This is a genomic window from Jatrophihabitans sp. (genome assembly GCF_036000465.1).
Taxonomy (GTDB): Bacteria; Actinomycetota; Actinomycetes; order Mycobacteriales; family Jatrophihabitantaceae; genus Jatrophihabitans.
This window is the reverse complement of the sequence record NZ_DASYFV010000024.1, coordinates 15,329-38,197: the sequence shown is the minus strand read 5'-3', so window position 1 is coordinate 38,197 and position 22,869 is coordinate 15,329. Positions and strand designations below refer to the sequence as shown.

Below are 22,869 nucleotides of genomic sequence, written 5' to 3'. Positions count from 1 at the left end.
CAGAAGTTGTCGTCCATGCCGCGGCGCACGATGCGCTCGAGCGGCAGGCCGATCTGCTTGTGCCAGATGTCGATGGCCTCGTCGTCGTCGAGGTAGACGGTGGCCCAGATGCGGTCGCCGTCGAGGCCGAAGCCGCCGTCGACGACCGACCCGGTCGAGAGGTCCCACGCCAGCTGGACCGCCTCGGCCTTGAAGTAGTCGCCGAAGCTGAAGTTGCCGTTCATCTGGAAGAAGGTGCCGTGCCGGGTGGTCTTGCCGACCTCGTCGATGTCCTGCGTGCGGATGCACTTCTGAATGCTCGTCGCCCGGCTCCACGGCGCGGCCTGCTGGCCGACGAAGTAGGGCACGAACTGCACCATGCCGGCGTTGACGAACAGCAGGTTCGGGTCGTCGAAGGGCAGCGGGGCGCTCGGGACGACCGTGTGGCCGTTGCGCTCGAAGTGGCCCAGGAAACGCCGGCGGAGTTCAGCAGATTGCACGGATTCACTCTGCCAGACGGCCGCCGGGACTATTCGGGCTGCTCGACCTTGCCGAGCTGGCCGTCGAGCCCGGTGCTCTCGCGCAGCTCGGCCTCCCGCTCGTGCATGGCCTCGCGGACGTCGTCGGCGAAGTCGCGGATGGCGTCGGCGAGCTCGGTCAGGCCGGCGCCGATGCCGGTGGCCACGCCGCGCGGGGTGAGCTTCTCGGCGACCCGGGAGAGCTTACGGACGATGAGCGCCCCGATGGTGATGCCCATCGCGAGCCAGAAGAGACGGCGCATGCCCTACGCCTTCCCGCGGCGGTCGGCCCGCACCTTGCGGCGGGCGGCCTTCACCGCGTCGGCGTCGCGCCGGGTCGAGACGGTCTTGCGCACGCCGTAGGTGAAGGCGGCCGCCTTGATCATCGGGCTGCCGAGCGTGCTGGACACGACCGCGGTCATGGCCGCGACGTTCGTCGTCATCGAGTTGACGTTCTTGGCGATGCCCTCGATGTGGACGAGCTGCGCGTTGAGCTGGCTGACCGTGTCGTGGGCCTCGCCCAGGATCGGCGCCGCGCCCTCGTGCGTCTTGCGGACGGCCAGGGTGGCCTCGTCGAGCGTGCGGCCCAGCTTGAGCAGCGGGATCGCCAGCAGCAACACGAGCAGGACGAACGCGATCGCTGCGATCAGCGCCGCGATGGCCGCTCCGGACATACGGATCTCCCCTGACAGTGGTCGGGCCCGACGGTCGTCGAGGCCGGCGTGAATCGTCGAGCCTGACGTACCCGCCGACCCTATCGGGTCAATCCGACGCGCCCGACCGGCCTCGCACGTGGGCACGGAGGCGGGCCAGCCGCTCGCCGATGATCTTCTCGTTGCCGCGCCCGGCGGGCTCGTAGTAGTCGCGGCCGACCAGCTCGTCGGGCGGGTACTGCTGGGGGACGACGCCGTCGGGGGTGTCGGGCGGGTAGACGTAGCGCTCGCCCGCGCCGAGCTTGGCCGCGCCCGGGTAGTGCGAGTCGCGCAGCGCGGGTGGCACGGCGCCGGCGAGCCCGGCCCGCACGTCCGCCTGGGCGGCGTCGATCGCCCGCACGACGGCGTTGGACTTCGGCGCGAGCGCGAGGTGGATCGTCGCCTGGGCCAGGTTGATGCGCGCCTCCGGCAGCCCGATGAGCTGCACCGCCTGGGCCGCGGCACTCGCGGCGAGCAGCGCCGTCGGGTCGGCCAGGCCGATGTCCTCCGAGGCGTGGACGACGAGGCGCCGGGCGATGAAGCGGGGGTCCTCGCCGGCCTCGAGCATGCGGGCGAGGTAGTGCACGGCGGCGTCGGCGTCGGAGCCGCGGATCGACTTGATGAACGCGCTGATGACGTCGTAGTGCTGGTCGCCGTCGCGGTCGTAGCGCACCGCGGCGCTGTCGACGGCCTGCTCGAGGGTGGCCAGGTCGATCGCGCTGCGGCCCTCGGCGAGGACGGTGCCGGCGGCCGCCTCGATCGCGGTGAGCGCGCGCCGGGCGTCGCCGCCGGACAGGCGCAGCAGGTGGGCCCGCGCGTCGTCGTCGAGGGTGACGGCCTCGTGCAGGCCGCGCTCGCTGCGCAGCGCGCGGTCGATGAGCCGCCCGATCGCCGCCTCGTCCAGCGGCTGCAGGGTGAGCAGCAGGCTGCGCGACAGCAGCGGCGCGACGATCGAGAAGAACGGGTTCTCCGTCGTGGCCGCCACGAGCGTGACGTGGCGGGCCTCGACGGCGGCGAGCAGCGAGTCCTGCTGGGTCTTGGAGAACCGGTGGATCTCGTCGATGAACAGGACGGTCTGCCGCCCGTTGTGGGTGAGCTCGGCCTTGGCCCGGGCGATGACCTCGCGGACGTCCTTCACCCCGGCGTTGAGCGCGGAGAGCTGCTCGAACCGGCGGTTCGTCGCGCTGGACACGATCAGCGCCAACGTGGTCTTGCCCGTGCCGGGCGGCCCGAACAGGATCAGCGACATCGGGGCGTCGCCCTCGACCAGACGCCGCAGCGGCGAGCCCGAGGCCAGCAGGTGCTCCTGGCCGACCACCTCGTCGAGGCTGCGCGGACGCATCCGGGCCGCGAGCGGCGCCGACGGGTCGACCGCCTCGGCGCGGGCCGCGGGGGCGTCGGACTCGAACAGCGTCACCCGCCCAGCCTAGGCAGTGCCTCCGTTCACGTGCTCGGGTCGTCCTCGGGCTTGGCGTCGACACCGGCCTCGGCCCGCTGGGCGTCGGTGATCGGCGCGGGCGCGGCCGTCAGCGGGTCGAAGCCGCCGCCGGTCTTCGGGAACGCGATGACGTCGCGGATCGAGTCGGTGCCCGAGAGCAGCGCGCAGATGCGGTCCCAGCCGAACGCGATGCCGCCGTGCGGCGGGGCGCCGAAGCTGAACGCGTCGAGCAGGAAGCCGAACTTCTCGCGGGCCTGCGCCTCGTCCAGCCCCATGATCTCGAAGACGCGCTCCTGGATGTCGCGACGGTGGATACGGATCGACCCGCCGCCGATCTCGTTGCCGTTGCAGACGATGTCGTAGGCGTAGGCGAGCGCCGAGCCGGGGTCGGTGTCGAAGGTGTCCATCGACTCCGGCTTGGGCGAGGTGAACGCGTGGTGCACCGCCGTCCACGCGCCGGCGCCGACCGCGACGTCACCCGAGGCGACGGCCTGGCTGGACGGCTCGAACAGCGGCGCGTCGACGACCCAGAGGAACGACCAGGCGTCCTCGTCGATCAGCTCGAGCCGCTTGCCGATCTCCAGGCGCGTGGCGCCGAGCAGCGCGCGGGCCGAGTTGGTCGGTCCGGCTGCGAAGAACACGCAGTCGCCCGGCTTCGCGCCGACGTGCGCGACGATGCCGGCCCGCTCGGCGTCGGAGAGGTTCTTGGCGACCGGTCCCCCGAGCTCGCCGTCCTCGCCGACGAGGATGTAGGCGAGACCGCGGTGGCCGCGCTGCTTCGCGAACTCCTGCCAGGCGTCGAGCTGGCGCCGCGGCTGCGACCCGCCACCGGCCATGACGACGGCGCCGACGTGCTCGGCCTGGAACACCCGGAACGGGGTGTCGGCGAAGAACTCGGTGCAGTCGACGAGCTCGAGGTCGAAGCGCAGGTCGGGCTTGTCCGAGCCGTAGCGGCGCATGGCCTCCGCGTACGGCATGCGCGGCAGCGGCACCGGCACGTCGTAGCCGACGAGCTTCCACAGCGCGACGAGGACGTCCTCGGCGACGGCGATGACGTCGTCCTCCTCGACGAAGCTCATCTCGATGTCGAGCTGGGTGAACTCGGGCTGGCGGTCGGCCCGGAAGTCCTCGTCGCGGTAGCAGCGCGCGATCTGGAAGTAGCGCTCCATGCCGCCGACCATGAGCAGCTGCTTGAACAGCTGCGGCGACTGCGGCAGCGCGTACCAGCTGCCCGGGCGCAGGCGCGCCGGCACCAGGAAGTCGCGCGCGCCCTCGGGCGTCGAGCGCGTCAGCGTCGGCGTCTCGATCTCGACGAAGTCGTGGTCGTAGAGGACGTCGCGGGCGGCCCGGCTGACCTGGCTGCGCAGGCGGATCGCCCCGCCCGGGCCGGGGCGGCGCAGGTCGAGGTAGCGGTATTTCAGCCGGGCCTCCTCGCCGACCTCGGTGTGCTCGTCGACCTGGAACGGCAATGGCGCCGAGCTGTTCAGCACCTCGAGCGACGACGCGGCGACCTCGATCTCGCCGGTGGCGATCGCCTGGTTCACGTTGCCCTCGGGGCGCAGGCGCACCTCGCCGACGACCTTCACGACGAACTCGTTGCGCAGGTCGTGGGCGACGTCGGCCTCGCGGAGCACGACCTGGGCCGCGCCCGAGGCGTCGCGCAGGTCGATGAAGGTGACCCCGCCGTGGTCGCGGCGGGTGGCGACCCAACCGGCGAGGGTGACGGTCTGTCCGGCGTCGGACGCGCGCAGCGTCCCGGCCTCATGAGTCCTGAGCAAGAGAGCTTTCCTTCTCGAAACGGACCTGGGGTTGCAGGTCCTCGGTGGGGGGCATCCAGGTTGCGGGGTCGGCCGCCGCCTGGTCACCACTGCGAATGTCCTTGACCTCGCCGCCGTCGTCGTCGGTCTTCCCCGGGAACCACACGTAGGGGATGCCGCGCCGCTCGGCGTAGCGGATCTGCTTGCCGAACTTCTGCGCGGTGGGCGCGAGTTCGACCGGGATCCCCCGCGCGCGCAGGGCCGTGGCCACTGCTACCGAGCGGGGGCGCGAATCGTCGTCGGTGAGCGCGACGAGCACCGCCGAGGGCACCGTGCGCGAGGCGGTGAGCACGCCGCGCTGGAACAGCGGCATGAGCAGCCGGGTGACGCCGAGCGAGATGCCGACGCCGGGGTAGGTGGTCCTGCCGTCGGTCGCGAGCGAGTCGTAGCGGCCGCCCGAGCAGATCGAGCCGAGGCTCTCGTAGCCACTCATCCGGGTCTCGAACACGGTGCCGGTGTAGTAGTCCAGGCCGCGGGCGATGCGCAGGTCGGCCTCGACCACGATCCGGGCGCCGCTGATGCCGGCGCAGCCGTCGATGACCGCGGCCAGCTCGTCCAGCCCCTCGTCCAGCAGGGGGTGCGCGACGCCGAGCTTCCAGACGGCCGACACGAAGGACGAGTCGACCGAGCGGATCTGGGCCAGCGCCAGGCACTGCCCGGCCTGCTCGGCCGAGAGACCGGCCTCGCTGATCAGCTGCTGGGCCACGACCTCGGCCGGCACCTTGTCCAGCTTGTCGATCGCGCGCATGACGGCCGGGACGTCGGTGGCGCCGATGCCACGGTAGAAGCCCTCGATGAGCTTGCGGTTGTTGACCTGCAGGCGCAGCGGCGGCAGGAACGGCAGCGAGGCGAGCGCCTCGGCCATGACCCGCGCGACCTCGACGTCGTGGTGGAACGGGAGCGTGTCGCGGGCGACGACGTCGATGTCGGCCTGGGTGAACTCGCGGTAGCGCCCGGTCTGCGGCCGCTCGCCGCGCCACACCTTCTGGATCTGGTAGCGCCGGAACGGGAACTCGAGGTGCCCGGCGTGCTCGAGGACGTAGCGCGCGAACGGCACGGTGAGGTCGAAGTGCAGGCCGAGGCCGGAATCGCCGGCCTCATCCTCGGCGTGCAGGCGGCGCAGGACGTAGACCTCCTTGTCGATCTCGCCCTTGCGCAGCATCTGCTCGAGCGGCTCGACCGAGCGGGTCTCGAGCGGGGCGAAGCCGTGCAGCTCGAAGGTGCGCCGCAGCCGGTCGATGACCGCCGCCTCGACGAAGCGCTGCTGGGGCAGCAGTTCCGGGAATCCGCTGAGCGCCATCTAGAGGTCCAGGAGGTAGGGGTTGGTGACGCGTTCGCGCGCGATCGTGGTGGCCGGGCCGTGGCCGGGGCGCACCACCGTGGCGTCGTCGAGGGGCAGGATGACGTCGCGCAGCGAGCGCTCCATCTCGGCCATCGACCCGCCGGGCAGGTCGACGCGTCCGATCGAGCCGGCGAAGAGCACGTCGCCGGAGAACAGCACCGACTCCTCGGCGCCGCTGAGGCCGAACACGACCGAGCCGCGGCTGTGCCCCGGGGCGTGGCGCACCGAGAAGTCGAGACCGGCCAGGGTCACCGTGCTGTCGTCGCCGAGCTCGCGGACGTCGTCGGGCTCGGCGAAGGTGAGGGTGCCGAACAGCGGCGTGCCCTTGGGCAGCCGGACGGCGCTCCACGGGTCGCTGAGCTGGTCGCGGTCGCCCGGGTGGATGTAGGCCGGCACGTCACGGGCCTCGCAGACCGGCAGCACCGAGAAGGTGTGGTCGAAGTGGCCGTGGGTCAGCAGGACGGCGACCGGGTGCAGCCGGTGCTCGGCGATCACCTCGTCGAGCTGCCCGGTGATGCCGATTCCGGGATCGATGACGATGCACTGCTCGCCGGCGGCGGGGGCGACCACGTAGCAGTTCGTGTCGGTCGCGCCGGACGGGAAGCCCGCGATGAGCACGGCCGGGAACTCCTCTGCGATCAGGTCCTCTGCGATCAGGACGGGGTGACCCGGCCAGCCTACCGAGCACGCGCCGCCGCAATTCCCGGTATCCGCCCAGGCCGCTGGGGTACCCCGGCGCAGGGAACCCACCTGCGGACACCGGACTACCGGCGGACACAGGGGGTGGGCACAGCAGGCCGGGGAGCGACTTCTTCTAGACTGCGCGGAGGCTTTCGCCCACCCCGGGGCCCGTCGACGCGGCTCCCGACCCCGATCCACCCGGAGGACCGCTCCCCGATGCCCACGAACAAGCAGCACCGCGAGAACGAGCGACGCCGCCTGCAGCGCCAACTGGAGCAGCGCCGCGAGCGCGAGGTGGCCCGTCGCAAGACGACGCTGATCACCTCCATCGTGGGCACCCTGGTCGTCATCGCGGCCGTCGTGGTGGTCATCGTCCTCGCGACCGGCAAGGACAACTCGGGCGTGCCGGCCGGCTCCGCCTCGGGCGCGAGCACCCCGGCCACCACGTCGAGCGCCGCCGCGCCGAGCACCTCGGCCGCGCCGAAGAAGGCCAAGCCCGCGGTCGGGCCGGCCGTCAGCTTCGACGGTGTCACGGTCAAGGGCGCGGCCGACCTGACCGGCGAGCCCGGCGTCACCTCGAAGGCCACCTCGACCCCGGCCAAGCTGGCCTACAAGGACCTCGTGGTCGGCAAGGGCCAGGCAGCGTCGCCGACCTCGACCGTCGAGGTGCAGTACTCCGGCGTGCTCTACAAGGACGGCACCCCGTTCGACTCGTCGTGGTCGCGCGGGCAGTCCGCAACCTTCCCGCTCACCGGCGTCGTCCCCGGCTTCACGCAGGGCATCGGCGGCACCAAGGACGTCCCGCCGATGAAGGTCGGCGGCCGGCGCATCATGATCCTTCCGCCCGCGCTCGGCTACGGTGCGAGCGGTCAGGGACCGATCCCGCGGAACGCCCCGCTCGTCTTCGTCGTCGACCTGCTGAAGGTCACCGGCTGACCGTCCCGCTGGAGGATCCGCAGTGCCCACGAACAAGCAGCGCCGTGATGCCGAGCGTCGCCGCCTCCAGCGGCAGTCCCAGCGCCGCCGGCAGCGGCACGCGGCCCGCAAGCGGGTCACCCTGCTGATCTCGATCGTCGGTGCCCTGGCGGTCATCGCCATCGTGGTCGGCGTCGTCATCGCGACGAACCACGACTCCAAGACCCCGGCGGCCGGATCGGGCTCGGTCGCGTCGTCCGCCCCGACCGTCCCGGCGAGCACCTCGGCCACCACGCCGAGGGTGCCCGGCAGCTGCACGTTCACCCGGACCGGCACGGCGGCCCGGAAGGTTGCGCTGCCGGCGGCCCGGGCGCCGATCACCGGCACCACCGACGTCGCGCTGAACACCACGCAGGGCGCGATGACCTTCGCCCTGGACCGCGCGGCCGCCCCGTGCACCGTGGCGAGCTTCGTGTCGCTGGTCCAGCAGCACTACTTCGACAAGACGATCTGTCACCGGCTCACCACGAGCGGCATCTACGTGCTGCAGTGCGGCGACCCGACCGGCACCGGCCGCGGCGGCCCCGGCTACGCCTTCGCCGACGAGCTCACCGGCAAGGAGAAGTACACCCGCGGCGTGCTGGCCATGGCGAACTCCGGCCCGAACACCAACGGCAGCCAGTTCTTCATCGTCTACAGGGACTCCACGCTGGGCCCGCAGTACACCGTGTTCGGCACGGTCAAGACCGGCCTGTCGGTCGTCGACAAGGTGGCGGCCAAGGGCGCGGCGAGCGGGGCCGACGGCGCGCCGAAGCTGCCGATCACGATCACCCGGGCGACCGTCGCGAAGTAGCGCGGCTCAGTTGGCGGCGTGCAGGCGGTACACGTCGTAGCAGCCCTCGACGCCGCGGATGGCCCGCAGCAGGTGGCCGAGGTGCTTCGACTCGGCCATCTCGAAGGTGAAGCGGCTGGTGGCCACGCGATCGCGGTTGGTCGTGACGTTCGCCGACAGGATGCTCACCCGCTCCTCCGACAGCACCCGGGTGATGTCGGAGAGCAGGCCGGTGCGATCGAGCGCCTCGACCTGGATCGACACGACGAAGCTCGCGCCCGCTGCCGGGGCCCACTCGACGTCGACGAGGCGCTCGGGCTGCTCGTTCAGCGACGCGGCGTTGGTGCAGTTGAGCCGGTGCACCGACACGCCGCCGCCGCGGGTGACGAAGCCGAGGATCTCGTCGCCCGGTACGGGGGTGCAGCAGCGGGCCAGCTTGACCAGGACGTCGCTGACGCCCTTGACCACGACGCCGCCGTCGCCCCCGGCGCGGCGCTGGGTGACGAGCGGTGTGTCGTCGGTGGGGACGACCGCCTCGGAGATGTCCTCGACCGAGCCCTCGGAGCCACCGAGCTGGGTGACCAGCTTCTGCACCACCGACTGGGCCGACACGTGGTTCTCGCCGACCGCGGCGTACAGCGCCGAGATGTCGGCGTAGTGCATGTCGTTGGCCAGCGTGAGCAGCTGGTCGCCGCCCATCAGCCGCTGGATCGGCAGCGCGGCCTTGCGCATCGCCTTGGACAGCGCGGTCTTGCCGGCGTCGATCGCGTCCTCGCGCCGCTCGCGGGCGAACCACTGCTTGATCTTGGTGCGGGCCCGCGGTGACTTGACGAACTCGAGCCAGTCGCGTGAGGGCCCCGCGTTCTCGGCCTTGGAGGTGAAGATCTCGAGGGTGTCGCCGTTGTCGAGCGTGCTCTCGAGCGCGACCAGCTTGCCGTTCACCCGGGCGCCGATGCAGCGGTGCCCGACCTCGGTGTGCACGGCGTAGGCGAAGTCGACCGGCGTCGAACCGCTGGGCAGCGGGAGCACGTCGCCCTTCGGGGTGAAGACGTAGACCTCGCTGGAGCGCAGGTCGTAGCGCAGCGAGTCGAGGAACTCCTCGGGCTCCTGCGTCTCGCGCTGCCAGTCGATGATCTGGCGCAGCCAGCCCATCTCGTCCTGCATGCCCGCCGGAGTCGACACGGGCGAGTTCTTCATCTCCTTGTACTTCCAGTGCGCCGCGATGCCGAACTCGGCCGTGCGGTGCATGGCGTACGTGCGGATCTGCAGCTCGACCGGCTTGCCGCCCGGACCGATGACCGTCGTGTGCAGCGACTGGTACATGTTGAATTTCGGCATCGCGATGTAGTCCTTGAACCGGCCCGGGACGGGCTGCCAGTTCGCGTGGATGACGCCGAGGGTGGAGTAGCAGTCGCGCTCGGTCTCGACCAGGACGCGGATGCCGACGAGGTCGTAGATGTCGGTGAACTCGCGGCCGCGCACGATCATCTTCTGGTAGATCGAGTAGTAGTGCTTCGGCCGGCCGGTGACGACGCTCTTGATGTCGCCCTCGCGCAGGTCGTGGTTGATGCGGTCGATGACCTCGGTGAGGTAGGTGTCGCGACTGGGCGCCCGCTCGGCGACGAGGCGCACGATCTCGTCGTAGCGCTTCGGGTACAGCGTGGCGAACGCGAGATCCTCGAGTTCCCACTTGACCGTGTTCATGCCGAGGCGGTGCGCGAGCGGGGCCAGCACCTCGAGCGTCTCGCGGGCCTTGCGCTCCTGCTTCTCCGGCGGCAGGAAGCGCAGCGTGCGCATGTTGTGCAGCCGGTCGGCCAGCTTGATCACCAGCACGCGGGCGTCGCGGGCCATGGCCACGACCATCTTGCGGATCGTCTCCGACTCGGCCGCCGCGCCGTACTTGACCTTGTCGAGTTTGGTGACGCCGTCGACCAGGTAGGCGACCTCCTCGCCGAAGCCGGCGGTGATCGTCTCCAGCGTCATGCCGGTGTCCTCGACGGTGTCGTGCAGCAGCGCGGCGATCAGCGTCGTGGTGTCCATGCCCAGCTCGGCCAGGATGGTGGCGACGGCGAGCGGGTGGGTGATGTAGGGGTCGCCGCTCTTGCGCAGCTGGCCGCGGTGACACTCCTCGGCGACGTCGTAGGCCCGCTGCAGCAGCAGGGCGTCGGCCTTCGGGTGGGCGGCGCGGTGCGTGGCGAGCAGGGGCTCGAGCACCGGCTTGATCGCCGACTGCCGGCTGGTGGTGACGATGCGGCGAGCCAGGCGGTCGCGCACCCGGCGGCGGTGGTTCGAGCCGGCAGCGGGTTCGGTGGCGCTCTCGTCGGGACGGGTGGCCGCGTCGGACGCAGCCGTGCCGTCGGGTCGCGGCGGCGGCTGCCGCGTGCCGGCCTCGGTGGTCAGGACCGGCCCCCTCTCTGACGCTGGTGCGCTCGAGTCTACGGGCGCCCGACCCGGCGTGCGGTCAGAGCGTGAGCAACGTGTGCAGCGGGGCGAGCCCGCCGAGCGCGCTCCGGCCGTCGAGGAAGCCCAGTTCTACGATGACGCCCATCGCCGTGACCGTGCCGCCGCCGTCGGCGATCAGCTCGGCGGCGGCCCGCAGCGTGCCGCCGGTGGCGAGCACGTCGTCGACCAGCAGCACCCGCTTGCCCTCGAGCAGGTCGACCGGCACCTCGATGGTGGCGCTGCCGTACTCGAGGTCGTAGGAGCGGTCGAGGGTCGGCGGCGGCAGCTTGCCCGCCTTGCGCACCGGGACGAGCCCGCAGCCGAGCTCGCAGGCCAGCGCACCGGCCATCAGGAACCCGCGGGCCTCGACCCCGGCGACGATGTCGACGTCGTCACCGGCCACGGCCGCGATCGCGTGCACGACGGCCTGGAACGCGCCGGCGTCGGCCAGCAGGGGCGAGATGTCCTTGAAGGCGACGCCGGGCTGCGGGAAGTCGGCGACGTCGCGCAGCAGCCCGCTGATCCGGGCGCCGAGGTCAGCCGTCATTTGCGCTTGCGCTGGGGCCGCGCGCCGACCTTGGGAGCGGGCGCGGGTCCACCGCCGCGGCGGGCCGGGCCGATGCTCGTCGCGCCGGCGGCGACGACGTCGCCGTCGGTCACCCGCTTGCGTTCGCTGGCCCGCTTCGCCGCGACCCGCTTGGTCAGCGCCTTGTACGCCGGCTCGCGCTCGGTCAGGTCGACGACGATCGGGGTGGCCAGGAACAGCGACGAGTACGCGCCCGACGCGAGGCCGACGAACAGGATCAGCGCGAGGTCCTTGATCGTGCCGACGCCGAGGATGCCGGCGCCGACGAACAGCAGGCCGGCCACCGGCAGCAGCGCGATGAGCGAGGTGTTGATCGAGCGCATCAGGGTCTGGTTGACGGCGAGGTTCGCCGCCTCGGAGTACGTGGTGCGCGACCCGGCCAGGATGTCCTTGGAGTTCTCGGCGACCTTGTCGTAGACGACAACGGTGTCGTAGAGCGAGAAACCGAGGATCGTCAGCAGGCCGACGATGGTCGACGGCGTGACCTCGAAGCCGACCAGCGAGTACACGCCGGCCGCGATGACGAGGTCGTGCAGCAGGGCGAGCATGCCGCCGACGGCCATGCGCCACTGGAAGCGCAGCGAGATGTAGATCGAGACGACGATCAGGAAGATGATCAGGCCCTCGAGGGCCTTGATCGTGGTGTCGTGACCCCACTGGCTGCCGATGACGTTCGGGTTGATCTTCGTCTTGCTGATACCGAGCGCCGTGGCCACCTTCGCCTGCAGGTCCTGCTCCTGCTGCGGGGTGAGGGTCGCGGTGGCGACGACGATCTGCTGGCTGGCGCCCGAGCCGACGACCTGCGGTGCCGACTGCGGTGCGGTGCCGGCGTCGGTGAACGCGGTCGACACCTCGGTCGTGCTCAGCTTGGTGCCCTGCGTGAGGATCTGGAAGGTCGCGCCGCCCTTGAACTCCACGCCGTAGTTGAACCCACGGATGACGAAGCTCAGGACGCAGATGAGGATCAGCCCGGCCGAGGCCAGGTACCAGCGCTTGCGCGAGCCGATGAAATCGATCCGCGTCTCGCCACGGTAGAGGGCGGTGAATCTCGACATCAGGACGTGCCCTCCTCGTCGGTCTTGCCCCGCAGGCGGGCCCGGCGGGCCGCCGCGCGTTCGGCGGCCGTGCCCGGCTCGGGCGTGGTGTGGCGCCGCTCGTCGTCGGTGCCCACGGGGTGGCCGGTGTCGACTGCTTCGTCGGTCTCAGCGAGCAGTTCGTCGTCGGTCACGTCCTCCTCGGCGTCCTCGCGGTCGAGGACGGCGACCGGCGCGACGGCCTTGGAGGTCGACACCGGCTTGGCCGGTCTGGCCGCCTTCGCGGCGGGCCGCTTGGCGACCGGGCGGTCGGAATCGGGCACGATGCCGCCGGCCCGCACCGAGTTGAGCCCGGTGAAGCGCGGCGAGCCGAAGGCCCGGCTGCGCGAGAGCGCAGACACGATCGGGTGGGTGAACAGGAACACCACCACGAGGTCGAGGATCGTCGACATGCCGAGGGTGAAGGCGAAGCCCTTCACGTCGGCCGAGGCGAAGTAGTACAGGATCGCCGCGGCGAGGAACGACACGGTGTCGGCTGAGAGGATCGTCCGGCGGGCCCGGACCCAGGCCCGGGGCACGGCCACGCGCACCGAGCGCCCCTCGTGCACCTCGTCCTTTATCCGTTCGAAGAAGACGACGAAGGAGTCGGCGGTGATGCCGAGCGCGACGATGAAGCCGGCGATGCCGGACAGGTCGAGGGTGAACCCGATCTGCGTGCCGAGGATGACCAGCATCGCGTAGGTGAGGCCGGCCGACACGAGCAGCGAGGCGATCGTGACCAGGCCGAGCCCGCGGTAGTAGAGCAGCGAGTAGATGACGACCAGGATCAGGCCGATGCCGCCGGCGAGCAGCGCCGCCTTCAGCTGCACGCTGCCGAGCGTGGCCGAGACGTGCTCGTTCTGGTCGGCCCGGAAGCTCAGCGGCAGCTTGCCGTAGTTGAGCTCCTGGGCGAGCTGGTTCGCCGTCGTCTGGGTGAAGCTGCCCGAGATCGTGGTCTGTCGGCTCAGGGCAGCGGTGGTGACCGGCGCCGAGATGACCTGACCGTCGAGGGTGAAGCCGACGAAGTCCGAGCACGGGATGCTCGCCGCCGGGCCGCACGGGGCGGTGGCCGAGGTCTGCACCGAGCTGACGTTCGCGCTGGGGGTGTTGTACTTGCTCGTCCAGGCGTTCCACGAGTCGGCGCCGGTGCTGCCGAGCGTCAGCGCGACGGTCCATTCGGCGCTGCCGCCCTGCCCGCCGCCGAGGTTGGGTGCCTGCGCGCTGGCGGAGTCGATGTCACGCCCGCGGACCACGACGGCTCCGAGCAGGTAGGCGACCTGGCCCTTGGTGTCGCAGGCGACGTAGTGCCCCAGCGGCAGGTCGGCCTCGGCCTGGGCCGCGGTGCAGTCGTAGTTCTGCAGCGCCGCCGCGATCTCCTGCTGCTGCGCGGCCGAGAGCGCCGAGTAGGCCGTGCACTTCGACGGCGCCGGCTTGGTGCAGTTCTCGGCGTTCGGGATCTTGAGCTTCGGGTCGGCCTTCAGCAACGCCGCGAACGGGTCGCTCGAGCACTTGGCGCGGGCCGGCGCGGTCGTGGGGATCGCGGTGGACGGCGCGGTGGGCGAGGCCGAGGCCTTCGGCGCGGTCGTTGCGGTCGCGGCCGGGGTCTTCGGGGCGGGCGAGGTGGTGGCCTTGGCCAGCAGCCGCTCGGCGGCCGCGTTGCCCACGGCGCCGCTCGACGAGGCCGCCCGCGAGGACGGCGCGCCGGCCGACGGGGACGGCTGGGCCGCGGCGCCGGACGACGCGGAGCCCGAGCCGCTCGGAACCGCCGAGGCCGAGGCGCTGCCGTTCGGGGCGGCGGCGCCGGCCGGGACGCAGGTGACGACCTGGGCGGGTGCGACGAGCGGGCGGAAGTTCAGCACGGCGGCCTTGCCGAGCTTGGCGACATCGGCCCCGGTGCCACTGGGAATCTCGACGACCAGCTGGTCGCTGCCCTGCACGACGACGGTCGCCCCCGTGACACCGGTGGTGTTGATCCGGTTCTCGAGAATCTGCCGGGCCTGCGTCATCTGCGGCGCGGTCGGCGGGGGCGAGCCCTTGGGCGACAGCGCGGTGAACACGACGCGGATGCCGCCGACGAGGTCGATGCCGAGCTTCGGCGCGTGCCGCTGCCCGGGGAAGAACACGACTCCGTAGAGGACGATGAAGAGGAGCAGCAGCGCGGTGAAGTAGCGCCCGACGCGCAGCGTTCCGGGTGGTGGTGCCACGGGGAAGGTCTCCTCGGCGTTCTCGATTGGATCAGGATGTGGTGCGGTCTTCGGTGAGGCGGCGGCCCGCCCGGGCCGCACGACAGTATGACCGACGGGATCCGGGACGAACTGGGCGCAGTGGCTACGGCGCGTCGCCGCTGTCGAGCTTGTCGAGATCGACCGTGTCGGTGCGGGGCCGGTCGGCGTCGGCGTCGGCGTCGGCGTCGCGGCGGAACTGGGCCGGCAGCGCGCGCAGGTCACGCAGGGCCGCGAGTTCCCAGCGCACCTCGACCCCCGGCGCGATGGACAGCTGCACCGTGTCGTCGTCGTTGCGGGCGACGACGGTGCCGTGCAGTCCCGAGGTGGTCATGACGTCGGTGCCGACACCGATCGACTCGGCCCGACCGGCGGCGATGTCGGCCTGACGGCGGCGGGCCCGGGCCGAGATCAACACCAGCGTGATGATGACGAGCGCGAAGACGATGAACGGAATGAGGTCCTTCATGGCGACGGAGGTTCCCAGCGTCGGTGGCAGGTACCCCGCGAGCCTACGCGTCGAACAGCGTCGAGCCGCCCGACGACGGCGCGGCGGGCCCGGGTGGCGTCAGGCCGAGGTGGTGCCAGGCCGCGGGCGTGGCGATGCGGCCGCGCGGCGTGCGGGCCAGCAGGCCGGCCCGCACCAGGAACGGCTCGGCGACCTCCTCGACCGTCTCGGTCTCCTCACCGACCGCGACGGCGAGCGTGCCGACGCCCACCGGTCCCCCGCCGAACCGGCGCACCAGTGCGTCGAGGACGCCGCGGTCGAGCCGGTCGAGGCCGAGCTCGTCGACGTCGTAGACCGCGAGCGCGGCGCGGGCGATCGCCTCGGTGACCACGCCGTCGGCCCGCACCTCGGCGTAGTCGCGTACCCGGCGCAGCAGGCGGTTGGCGATGCGGGGCGTGCCGCGCGAGCGTCCGGCGATCTCGGACCCGCCGTCGGCGCGCAGGTCGACCCCGAGCAGCTCGGCCGAGCGGCGCAGCACGTGTTCGAGCTCAACGGCGTCGTAGAAGTCCATGTGCCCGGTGAAGCCGAAGCGGTCGCGCAGCGGGCCGGTGAGCAGCCCGGCCCGGGTGGTGGCGCCGACCAGGGTGAACGGCGCGAGGTCGAGCGGGATCGCCGTGGCGCCCGGTCCCTTGCCCACGACGACGTCGACCCGGAAGTCCTCCATCGCCATGTACAGCAGCTCCTCGGCCGGGCGGGCGATGCGGTGGATCTCGTCGATGAACAGCACCTCGCCCTCGCCGAGGCTGGTCAGCAGCGCGGCGAGGTCGCCGGCCCGCTCGATGGCCGGACCGCTGGTGACCCGGATCGGCGTGCCCAGCTCGGCCGCGATGATCATGGCCAGGCTGGTCTTCCCGAGCCCGGGCGGCCCGGAGAGCAGGACGTGATCCGGTGGCCGGTTGCGCCGCATCGCGCTCTCGAGCACCAGTTGCAGCTGCTCGCGGACCTTCGGCTGCCCGACGAACTCGTCGAGTCGCTTCGGACGCAGCGACGCCTCGACCTCGCGCTCGCCGTCCAGCGGCGCCGGGTCGACGAGATCCTCGACCGGCTCGCTCATCTGGTACGTCCGAGCAGCTGGATCGAGCGGCGCAGCAGCGCCGGGACGTCGGGTGACGTGCCCGGCTCGACGTCGACGGCGACGACCTCGATCGCGTCGCCGGCCTCCTTGCCGGAGAAGCCGAGCCCGGCCAGCGCGTGCGTGAGCTGGTCGCGCCAGGGCGCCACGGCGGTGACCGGGCCGCCGGTGACGACGGCGGTGTCGGAGCCGTCGATCGAGCCGATGCGGTCGCGCAGCTCGATGACGATGCGCTCGGCGCCCTTGCGGCCGATGCCCGGCACCTGGGTCAGCGTCGGGAAGTCGCTCGTCGCGATGGCGCGACGCAGCTCGCGCGGCGGGTGCACGGCCAGCATGGTCTGGGCCAGCTTCGGGCCGACCCCGTTGGCAGTCTGCAGCAGTTCGAACAGCGCCCGCTCGTCGTCGTCGGCGAAGCCGTAGAGGGTCAGCGAGTCCTCGCGGACGACCAGGCTGGTGGCCAGCCGGGCCGGCTCCCCCACCCGCAGCCGGGCCAGGGTGCCGGGCGAGCAGGACACCGCCAGCCCGATGCCGCCGACCTCGACGACCGCGCCGTCGGGGGCCACCGCGGCCACGGTGCCCCGCACGCTGGCGATCACGGTTGCTCCTTCCGCTGCCGGGCGGCGGCGACGGCGATGCGCGAGGTCTCGGCCTCGTCGAGCTCGAGCTGCTCGCGGACGGCGAGCGCCTGCGCGAAGTGCTCGAGGGCGTCGGCCCAGTGCCCCTGGTCGTAGTCGTTCTCGCCGGCGTGCTGGTGGGTGAACGCCTCGATGACCTGGCCGAACTGGCGGGCGGCGGCGAGCAGCTCGGTGAACTCGAGGTTCGACTCACCGAAGTCGCCGCGCCACTCGTGCACCCGGGCCAGCCGCAGGCGGGCGACGTGTTGCTGGGCCGCGGTGCCGGCGATCTCGGCCCGGTCGGCGGCCGCCCGCGCCTCGTCCAGCGCCTCGTCGAGCGGCCCGCACGCCCGGAGCAGGTCGACGAGTTCGCCCCGCGCGAGCAGCTCGCCGATCTCGTCGGGCGCGTCACGGATCTCGGTCCGCAGCACCCCGATGCGGGCCTGCACCGCGTCCGGGTCGGGGTAGACCTCGCGGAGCGTCTGCGGGTCGACGGTGAAAACCAGTTCCTCGCTCATGCCCCTCATCCTCACCGGTGGGCCCGGGCGGCCTGCACCGCGGTCGCCAGCCGGGACTGCGCGCTGCCGCGCCACACGTGGCAGATCGCGAGGGCGAGGGCGTCGGCGGCGTCGGCCGGCTTCGGCATCTCGGCCAGGCGCAGCAGCCGGGTGACCATCGCACCGACCTGGGCCTTGTCGGCGCTGCCCGAGCCGGTGACAGCGGCCTTGACCTCGCTCGGCGTGTGCAGCACGACCGGGATGCCGACGCGGGTCGCGGCCACCATGGCCAGGCCGGCCACCTGGGCCGTGCCCATGACGGTGCGGACGTTGTGCTGGCTGAACACGCGCTCGACCGCCACGACGTCCGGGCGGTGTTGCGCGATGGCGGCCTCGATGGCGTCGGCCTGGGCCAGCAGCCGCTCCCCCGCCGGAGCGTCGGGCGGGGTGCGGGCGACGTCGACGTACACGAGGGTGAGGGGGCGGCCGGGCGCGCCGTCGACGACACCGATGCCGCAGCGGGTCACGCCGGGGTCGACGCCGAGCACGCGCACTCCGGGCCCCTTCCTGTCGAACGGTCGTTCGATGCAGCCTAGGTGCGCGGCCCGTCGCTGCGCCGAATCAACACGCCGCGTCCGTACCGTGTCGCCCATGTCCGTTCATGACCTCGGCCGGCGGCGACGCGCGGTACGTCCCAGCCCGCTGTTCCTGGCCTTCGTCGCCGCCACCGTCGTCGGGGCGGTGATCGCGTGGACGCAGAACCTTCCCGGCTCCCGCGTCGGCGACATCGGCGTGTTCGTGTTCGTCCTCGGTGGGTGGGTCGTCTCGGTCTGCTTCCACGAGTTCGCGCACGCCTACGCCGCGTACCGCGCGGGCGACCGGAGCGTCGAGTCGGCCGGGTACCTGACCCTCAACCCGTTCAAGTACACGCACCCGGTGCTGTCGATCCTGCTGCCGCTGTTCTTCATCATCCAGGGCGGTATCGGGCTGCCCGGCGGGGCGGTCTACCTGCACCCGCACACCTTCCGCAGCCGCAGCTCGCGCAGCATCGCCGCCGCCGTAGGGCCCCTGACCAACCTCGTCTTCGCGCTGGTGCTGCTCTACGTGGCCAAGCCGCACATCAGCGACATCGCCCGACCCGATCAGCACTTCCGGTTCTGGGCCGGGGTCGCCTTCCTCGGCTTTCTGCAGGCGACGGCCGCGGTGTTGAACCTGCTGCCCGTACCGGGCCTGGACGGTTACGCGATCATCGAGCCCTACCTCGACCGTGAGACCGTCCGCATCGGCGACAAGGTGAAGCCGTGGGGCATGCTCGGCGTGATCGTCCTGCTGCTCTACGTCTCCCAGCTCAACCGGGCCTTCTTCGACGCGGTCAACTGGCTGTGTGCGCGCACCGGCGCGAACGAGGTGCTGTGGGCGTTCGGGCGCGAGTTCTTCAAGTGGTGGGGCAAGGCCCCGGCGTGACAGCCCGGGTCGGCCGCCGGGCCGTGCTGCTCGGCGGGCTCGGGTCGGCTGGTCCATCTCCTACCCGCCCGGGCACGACGGTGCGCGGCCGCCGGTCCTGATCGCGCTGCAAGGACGCACCGGGCACCACGGCGACGCCTTCGGGGCGAGCCTGCACCTCGATCGCTTCCAGGCCCAGGCGCTGCGTCGGGGCGTCGCGCCGTTCGCCATCGCGGCCCCCGACGGCGGCGACCACGAGTACTGGCACCCGCGGGCGGGCACCGACCCGGCCGGCATGCCCACCTGGGTTGACGGACTACTCGGCCCCGACGGCCTCGAGCACCTCGTCGCTGACGTCGAAGTTGGCGTAGACGTTCTGCACGTCGTCGAGGTCCTCGAGCGCGTCGACGAGCTTGAGCACCTTGCGGGCGCCGTCCTCGTCGAGCGGCACCTGGACGCTGGGCAGGAAGGACGAGTCGGCCGAGTCGTAGTCGATGCCGGCGTCCTGCAGGGCGGTGCGGACGGGCACGAGATCGGTCGCCTCGCTGATGACCTCGTAGGCCTCGCCGAGGTTGTTGACCTCCTCGGCGCCGGCATCGAGCACGGCCATCAGGACGTCGTCCTCGGAGAAGCCGGCGTCGGGCACGATCACCACGCCCTTGCGGTTGAACATGTAGGACACCGAGCCCGGATCGGCCATCGAGCCGCCGTTGCGGGTCATCGCCGTGCGCACCTCCATGGCCGCGCGGTTCCGGTTGTCGGTGAGGCACTCGATCAGGAGAGCGACGCCGCTGGGCCCGTAGCCCTCGTACATGATCGTCTGCCAGTCGGCTCCGCCGGCCTCGGCGCCCGACCCGCGCTTGACCGCGCGGTCGATGTTGTCGATCGGGACGGAGTTCTTGCGGGCCTTCTGGATGGCGTCGTACAGCGTCGGGTTGCCGTCGACGTCCCCGCCGCCCATGCGGGCCGCGACCTCGATGTTCTTGATCAGCTTGGCGAAGAGCTTGCCCCGCTTGGCGTCCTTGGCCGCCTTCTGGTGCTTGGTGGTCGCCCATTTGGAGTGGCCTGACACGCTGGCGCTCCCGTCCCGTCGTCTGTCCTGATGTCCGACGGTCCAGTCTAACCGGGGCGCGGCTCGGCTACGGTCGGCCCGTGACCGATCATGAGACCGCTGCCGAACCCGCCGAGGCCTGGGCGGGCGACCGGGTGACGCGCTGGCTGCGCCTGGCCCCGGGCCTGGAGCGACAGCTCGCGCCGGTGACCCCGCTGCTGTTCGAGGCCGCCGCGGTGCAGCCCGGCGAGGCGGTGCTCGACGTCGGCTGCGGCACCGGCCCCACCACGCGCGCGGCCGCCGCGCTTGCCGGCCCGGGCGGGCGGGTGACCGGGCTCGACATCTCGCCCGAGATGTTGGCCGCGGCCGGGGCGCTGCCGGCCGAGGGTGCGCCGATCGACTGGGTCGAAGCCGACGCCGTGACCTGGACTCCCCCGCCCGCCGGATGGGACCTCGTGCTGTCCAGCTTCGGGGTCATGTTCTTCAGCGACCCGCCGGCCGCCGTCCGCAACCTGGCCACTGCGACCCGGCCGGGCGGGCGGCTGGCCGTGGCGGTGTGGGGGCCGCGCAACGAGTCGGAGCTCTTCGACCTGCCCTACGACCTGGCCCTCGCGGCCCGCCGCGCCCACGAGGGTGCGGGCGAGGAGCAGCCGGTCGACGCCGGTCCGGGCTCCTGGTCCGACCGCGACGTCGTCACCGCGCTGCTCACCGGGGCCGGCTGGCGCGACGTGACCGTCACCCCGCACCGGCTGCGACTCGCCTTCGGCGGCGGGCTCGACCCGCGGGCCGCGGCCGACACGAGCCTGGAGCTCGGTCCGGCCCGGATCGCCATGAAGGGCGCGGCCGAGGGGACGATCGCCGCGTTCCGCGACGAGCTGGAGAACGTCTATCGCGACCGCGTCGACGAGAACGGGCACGTGGTGCTCGGTGCGTCGATCAGGATCGTCACCGCGCGACGCTGACCGCCGCTCAGCCGGTGCCGGCGACGATCCGGCAGAACAGGTCGTGGATGCGACCGTCGCCGGTGAGCTCGGGGTGGAACGACGTCGCCAGCAGACTGCCCTGACGCACGGCGACCACGTGGCCGGCCTTGTCGCCCCCGGCCACGGTGCCGATCGCCCGCGCCGCCGGACCGACTTCCTGTACCCACGGCGCCCGGATGAACACCGCGCGCACCGGCTCGCCGGTGACGCCCTCGATCTCGAGGTCCTCCTCGAACGAGTCGACCTGGCGACCGAACGCGTTGCGCCGCACCGTGATGTCGATGCCGCCGATGGTGGCGTCGAGCGGTGAGCCGCCGGAGTCGACGCGATCGGCGAGCAGGATCATCCCGGCGCAGGACCCGAACACCGGTAGCCCGTCGGCGATGCGCGCGCGCAGCGGGTCGAGCAGGTCGAAGGTGCGGGCGAGCTTCACGATGGTCGTCGACTCGCCGCCCGGCAGCACCAGCCCGTCGACCCGCGCGAGTTCCTCCGGGCGCCGGACCGTGATCGCCTCGACCCCGGCTGCAGTCAGCGCCTGCAGGTGCTCACGGACGCCGCCCTGCAGCGCGAACACGCCGACGGTGAGGTGGGAGGACACAGCATTCGAGCCTACTGGCGCCTCAACGCATCAGGGCACTGACGTCGTCGATCGCAGCCGCGAGTCGGTCGAGCGCGCCCGGCAGTTCGTCGCCCGGCCGGGTCGCCAACCCCATGCGCACCAGGTTGCGCGCGAGCACGGACGGGCCGATCCCGGCCGCCTCGGCCCGCCGTTCCAGCGCCGCGACCTCGTCGGGATCGAGCCGGAACGAAAACACGGTCGACCGCCCGTCCGTCTGCGCGCGGCTCCGCTGCTTCCGCTCGCGCACCGGCAGCTCGGCCGGCGCGGTCTGGGCCAGGAGGTCGGCCACGTAGCGCGCCGCCTCCGCGCGGACCCGGTCGGTGGGCGACATCGGTGTGCTTGCGGTCATGGGCGGCAGACTAGGTCGACCTGCCGACAGTTCTGTGCCGGATTCGGGACGCCGTCGCCCCCGCTTTGTATGACGCTGTAAACGGAGGAAGCCTCACCGTTTACAGCGTCATACAAACTCAGGAGACGACGTATGACTCGGCCGGCCGCCCGGTCCCGGCTCGCGGCGAGGATCCAGACCAGCCTCGGCACCTCGCGCAGCGCTCCCCTGACGGGAACTACCAGCCGCGCTCGGCCAGGCGGTGCGGCTGGGCGATCTCGTCGACGTTGATGCCGACCATCGCCTCACCGAGACCGCGCGAGACCTTGGCGATCACGTCGGGGTCGTCGTAGAAGGTGGTGGCCTTGACGATGGCCTCGGCCCGCTGGGCCGGGTTGCCCGACTTGAAGATGCCCGAGCCGACGAAGACACCCTCGGCGCCGAGCTGCATCATCATCGCGGCGTCGGCCGGGGTGGCGATGCCGCCGGCGGTGAAGAGAACGACCGGCAGCTTGCCGGCGCGGGCGACCTCGGCCACGAGCTCGTAGGGCGCCTGCAGCTCCTTGGCCGCGACGTAGAGCTCGTCCTCGGGCAGGTTCTGCAGCCAGCGGATCTGGTCGCGCATCTTGCGCATGTGCGTGGTGGCGTTGGAGACGTCGCCGGTGCCGGCCTCGCCCTTGGAGCGGATCATTGCCGCGCCCTCGGTAAGCCGGCGCAGCGCCTCGCCGAGGTTGGTGGCACCACAGACGAAGGGGACGGTGAAGGCCCACTTGTCGATGTGGTTGGCGTAGTCGGCCGGGGTCAGCACCTCGGACTCGTCGATGTAGTCGACGCCGAGCGACTGCAGCACCTGCGCCTCGACGAAGTGGCCGATACGGGCCTTGGCCATGACCGGGATCGACACCGCCGCGACGATGCTCTCGATCATGTCGGGGTCGCTCATCCGCGAGACGCCGCCTTGGGCCCGGATGTCGGCCGGCACCCGCTCGAGGGCCATGACGGCGACCGCGCCGGCGTCCTCGGCGATCCGGGCCTGCTCGGCGGTGACGACGTCCATGATGACGCCGCCCTTGAGCATCTCGGCCATGCCGCGCTTGACGCGGGCGGTGCCGACGGCGTGATCTGACGGGTGGGACTCGATGCGCTCGGACATGGCGCCGATTCTACGAGCCCGCGGCCGCCCCGGACGCCACCCGGGGCAGACCGCTGTACATCTA

At 72.0% G+C, this 22,869-nt stretch carries 24 protein-coding genes; 4 read left to right on the top strand and 20 right to left on the bottom strand.

The features are described 5' to 3' along the window. From VGN18_RS08930 to VGN18_RS08900, 7 genes are all read right to left on the bottom strand, one after another. Nucleotides 1-479, bottom strand: a 479-nt coding sequence (locus VGN18_RS08930) for an alanine--tRNA ligase-related protein (RefSeq protein WP_327539325.1), incomplete at its 3' end; no start/stop codon positions are given. Between the two features lie 29 nt (nt 480-508). Continuing rightward, complete coding sequence (locus VGN18_RS08925; RefSeq protein ID WP_327539324.1) at nt 509-760, bottom strand: hypothetical protein; 252 nt, start codon at nt 758-760, stop codon at nt 509-511. Nucleotides 761-763: 3 nt separating this feature from the next. Further along, nucleotides 764-1,171 carry a DUF948 domain-containing protein gene (locus tag VGN18_RS08920; RefSeq protein WP_327539323.1) on the bottom strand — a complete coding sequence of 136 codons (408 nt, stop codon included), beginning with the start codon at nt 1,169-1,171 and terminating at the stop codon, nt 764-766. Nucleotides 1,172-1,259: 88 nt separating this feature from the next. Continuing rightward, nucleotides 1,260-2,531: a replication-associated recombination protein A gene (locus VGN18_RS08915; protein WP_414655031.1), complete on the bottom strand. Its 1,272-nt coding sequence runs from the start codon at nt 2,529-2,531 to the stop codon at nt 1,260-1,262. 101 nt (nt 2,532-2,632) lie between these two features. Further along, the gene (gene aspS / locus VGN18_RS08910) at nt 2,633-4,405 is read right to left on the bottom strand and encodes an aspartate--tRNA ligase (RefSeq protein WP_327539321.1); all 1,773 of its coding nucleotides are present in this window, start codon (nt 4,403-4,405) and stop codon (nt 2,633-2,635) included. Continuing rightward, nucleotides 4,389-5,744: a histidine--tRNA ligase gene (gene hisS, locus VGN18_RS08905; RefSeq protein WP_327539320.1), complete on the bottom strand. Its 1,356-nt coding sequence runs from the start codon at nt 5,742-5,744 to the stop codon at nt 4,389-4,391. The genes aspS and hisS overlap by 17 nt, the downstream gene beginning before the upstream one ends. Then, nucleotides 5,745-6,404 (bottom strand): MBL fold metallo-hydrolase, encoded by a 660-nt coding sequence (locus tag VGN18_RS08900; protein WP_327539319.1) that lies wholly within the window; start codon nt 6,402-6,404, stop codon nt 5,745-5,747. A 279-nt stretch (nt 6,405-6,683) separates the two neighbouring features. Here VGN18_RS08900 and VGN18_RS08895 point away from each other — a divergent pair, with 279 nt between their 5' ends. Together VGN18_RS08895 and VGN18_RS08890 are read left to right on the top strand one after the other, a co-directional pair. After that, nucleotides 6,684-7,403: an FKBP-type peptidyl-prolyl cis-trans isomerase gene (locus VGN18_RS08895; protein ID WP_327539318.1), complete on the top strand. Its 720-nt coding sequence runs from the start codon at nt 6,684-6,686 to the stop codon at nt 7,401-7,403. A 22-nt stretch (nt 7,404-7,425) separates the two neighbouring features. Then, entirely contained in the window at nt 7,426-8,235 is an 810-nt protein-coding gene (locus VGN18_RS08890) for a peptidylprolyl isomerase (protein ID WP_327539317.1), read from the top strand. Nucleotides 8,236-8,241: 6 nt separating this feature from the next. On the opposite strand, the gene VGN18_RS08885 is transcribed toward VGN18_RS08890, so the two are convergent. The 9 genes from VGN18_RS08885 to ruvC all read right to left on the bottom strand — a co-directional run bounded on the left by VGN18_RS08885 (nt 8,242) and on the right by ruvC (nt 17,782). Continuing rightward, nucleotides 8,242-10,488 (bottom strand): RelA/SpoT family protein, encoded by a 2,247-nt coding sequence (locus VGN18_RS08885; RefSeq protein WP_327539316.1) that lies wholly within the window; start codon nt 10,486-10,488, stop codon nt 8,242-8,244. Between the two features lie 187 nt (nt 10,489-10,675). Then, the gene (locus VGN18_RS08880) at nt 10,676-11,203 is read right to left on the bottom strand and encodes an adenine phosphoribosyltransferase (protein ID WP_327539315.1); all 528 of its coding nucleotides are present in this window, start codon (nt 11,201-11,203) and stop codon (nt 10,676-10,678) included. After that, nucleotides 11,200-12,297, bottom strand: coding sequence for a protein translocase subunit SecF (secF, locus tag VGN18_RS08875; protein WP_327539314.1), 1,098 nt, complete (start codon nt 12,295-12,297; stop codon nt 11,200-11,202). Before secF ends, VGN18_RS08880 begins: the two co-directional genes overlap by 4 nt. Then, nucleotides 12,297-14,519: a protein translocase subunit SecD gene (gene secD / locus VGN18_RS08870; protein ID WP_327539313.1), complete on the bottom strand. Its 2,223-nt coding sequence runs from the start codon at nt 14,517-14,519 to the stop codon at nt 12,297-12,299. The genes secF and secD overlap by 1 nt, the downstream gene beginning before the upstream one ends. Nucleotides 14,520-14,643: 124 nt before the next feature. Continuing rightward, nucleotides 14,644-15,006, bottom strand: a complete 363-nt coding sequence (locus tag VGN18_RS08865; RefSeq protein WP_327539312.1) for a preprotein translocase subunit YajC — start codon at nt 15,004-15,006, stop codon at nt 14,644-14,646. Nucleotides 15,007-15,049: 43 nt separating this feature from the next. Then, on the bottom strand, nt 15,050-16,099 hold the full coding sequence (ruvB, locus tag VGN18_RS08860) for a Holliday junction branch migration DNA helicase RuvB (protein ID WP_327539311.1): 1,050 nt from the start codon (nt 16,097-16,099) through the stop codon (nt 15,050-15,052). After that, nucleotides 16,096-16,713 carry a Holliday junction branch migration protein RuvA gene (gene ruvA / locus VGN18_RS08855; protein WP_327539310.1) on the bottom strand — a complete coding sequence of 206 codons (618 nt, stop codon included), beginning with the start codon at nt 16,711-16,713 and terminating at the stop codon, nt 16,096-16,098. The genes ruvB and ruvA overlap by 4 nt, the downstream gene beginning before the upstream one ends. Continuing rightward, on the bottom strand, nt 16,710-17,249 hold the full coding sequence (locus VGN18_RS08850) for a hypothetical protein (protein ID WP_327539309.1): 540 nt from the start codon (nt 17,247-17,249) through the stop codon (nt 16,710-16,712). The genes ruvA and VGN18_RS08850 overlap by 4 nt, the downstream gene beginning before the upstream one ends. Before the next feature lie 11 nt (nt 17,250-17,260). After that, the gene (ruvC, locus tag VGN18_RS08845; RefSeq protein WP_327539308.1) at nt 17,261-17,782 is read right to left on the bottom strand and encodes a crossover junction endodeoxyribonuclease RuvC; all 522 of its coding nucleotides are present in this window, start codon (nt 17,780-17,782) and stop codon (nt 17,261-17,263) included. Between the two features lie 97 nt (nt 17,783-17,879). Here ruvC and VGN18_RS08840 point away from each other — a divergent pair, with 97 nt between their 5' ends. Continuing rightward, a complete protein-coding gene (locus VGN18_RS08840) occupies nt 17,880-18,692 on the top strand; it encodes a site-2 protease family protein (RefSeq protein ID WP_327539307.1) in 813 nt (270 codons plus the stop codon). Nucleotides 18,693-18,987: 295 nt separating this feature from the next. Here the strand turns inward: VGN18_RS08840 and VGN18_RS08835 are convergent, their stop codons facing one another. Further along, entirely contained in the window at nt 18,988-19,743 is a 756-nt protein-coding gene (locus VGN18_RS08835) for a YebC/PmpR family DNA-binding transcriptional regulator (RefSeq protein WP_327539306.1), read from the bottom strand. Nucleotides 19,744-19,823: 80 nt separating this feature from the next. On the opposite strand from VGN18_RS08835, the gene VGN18_RS08830 reads away from it, so the two are divergent. Continuing rightward, a complete protein-coding gene (locus VGN18_RS08830) occupies nt 19,824-20,684 on the top strand; it encodes a class I SAM-dependent methyltransferase (protein WP_327539305.1) in 861 nt (286 codons plus the stop codon). A 7-nt stretch (nt 20,685-20,691) separates the two neighbouring features. Here VGN18_RS08830 and pdxT read toward each other — a convergent pair whose 3' ends face one another. The 3 genes from pdxT to pdxS all read right to left on the bottom strand — a co-directional run bounded on the left by pdxT (nt 20,692) and on the right by pdxS (nt 22,805). After that, nucleotides 20,692-21,303 (bottom strand): pyridoxal 5'-phosphate synthase glutaminase subunit PdxT, encoded by a 612-nt coding sequence (gene pdxT / locus VGN18_RS08825; protein WP_327539304.1) that lies wholly within the window; start codon nt 21,301-21,303, stop codon nt 20,692-20,694. Nucleotides 21,304-21,325: 22 nt separating this feature from the next. Next, entirely contained in the window at nt 21,326-21,673 is a 348-nt protein-coding gene (locus VGN18_RS08820) for a hypothetical protein (RefSeq protein WP_327539303.1), read from the bottom strand. Nucleotides 21,674-21,890: 217 nt separating this feature from the next. After that, entirely contained in the window at nt 21,891-22,805 is a 915-nt protein-coding gene (gene pdxS, locus VGN18_RS08815) for a pyridoxal 5'-phosphate synthase lyase subunit PdxS (RefSeq protein WP_327539302.1), read from the bottom strand. Nucleotides 22,806-22,869 lie beyond the last annotated feature (64 nt).

Bases quoted from the DNA above. Each gene is read 5' to 3' on its own strand.
- secF (WP_327539314.1), bottom strand. From the start codon at position 12,297: ATGTCGAGATTCACCGCCCTCTACCGTGGCGAGACGCGGATCGATTTC.
- VGN18_RS08865 (WP_327539312.1), bottom strand. From the start codon at position 15,006: ATGAAGGACCTCATTCCGTTCATCGTCTTCGCGCTCGTCATCATCACG.
- VGN18_RS08895 (WP_327539318.1), top strand. From the start codon at position 6,684: ATGCCCACGAACAAGCAGCACCGCGAGAACGAGCGACGCCGCCTGCAG.
- pdxS (WP_327539302.1), bottom strand. From the start codon at position 22,805: ATGTCCGAGCGCATCGAGTCCCACCCGTCAGATCACGCCGTCGGCACC.
- VGN18_RS08920 (WP_327539323.1), bottom strand. From the start codon at position 1,171: ATGTCCGGAGCGGCCATCGCGGCGCTGATCGCAGCGATCGCGTTCGTC.
- ruvB (WP_327539311.1), bottom strand. From the start codon at position 16,099: ATGAGCGAGCCGGTCGAGGATCTCGTCGACCCGGCGCCGCTGGACGGC.
- hisS (WP_327539320.1), bottom strand. From the start codon at position 5,744: ATGGCGCTCAGCGGATTCCCGGAACTGCTGCCCCAGCAGCGCTTCGTC.
- VGN18_RS08925 (WP_327539324.1), bottom strand. From the start codon at position 760: ATGCGCCGTCTCTTCTGGCTCGCGATGGGCATCACCATCGGGGCGCTC.
- VGN18_RS08850 (WP_327539309.1), bottom strand. From the start codon at position 17,249: ATGAGCGAGGAACTGGTTTTCACCGTCGACCCGCAGACGCTCCGCGAG.
- VGN18_RS08880 (WP_327539315.1), bottom strand. From the start codon at position 11,203: ATGACGGCTGACCTCGGCGCCCGGATCAGCGGGCTGCTGCGCGACGTC.
- VGN18_RS08840 (WP_327539307.1), top strand. From the start codon at position 17,880: ATGTCCGTTCATGACCTCGGCCGGCGGCGACGCGCGGTACGTCCCAGC.
- VGN18_RS08820 (WP_327539303.1), bottom strand. From the start codon at position 21,673: ATGACCGCAAGCACACCGATGTCGCCCACCGACCGGGTCCGCGCGGAG.
- VGN18_RS08915 (WP_414655031.1), bottom strand. From the start codon at position 2,531: ATGCGTCCGCGCAGCCTCGACGAGGTGGTCGGCCAGGAGCACCTGCTG.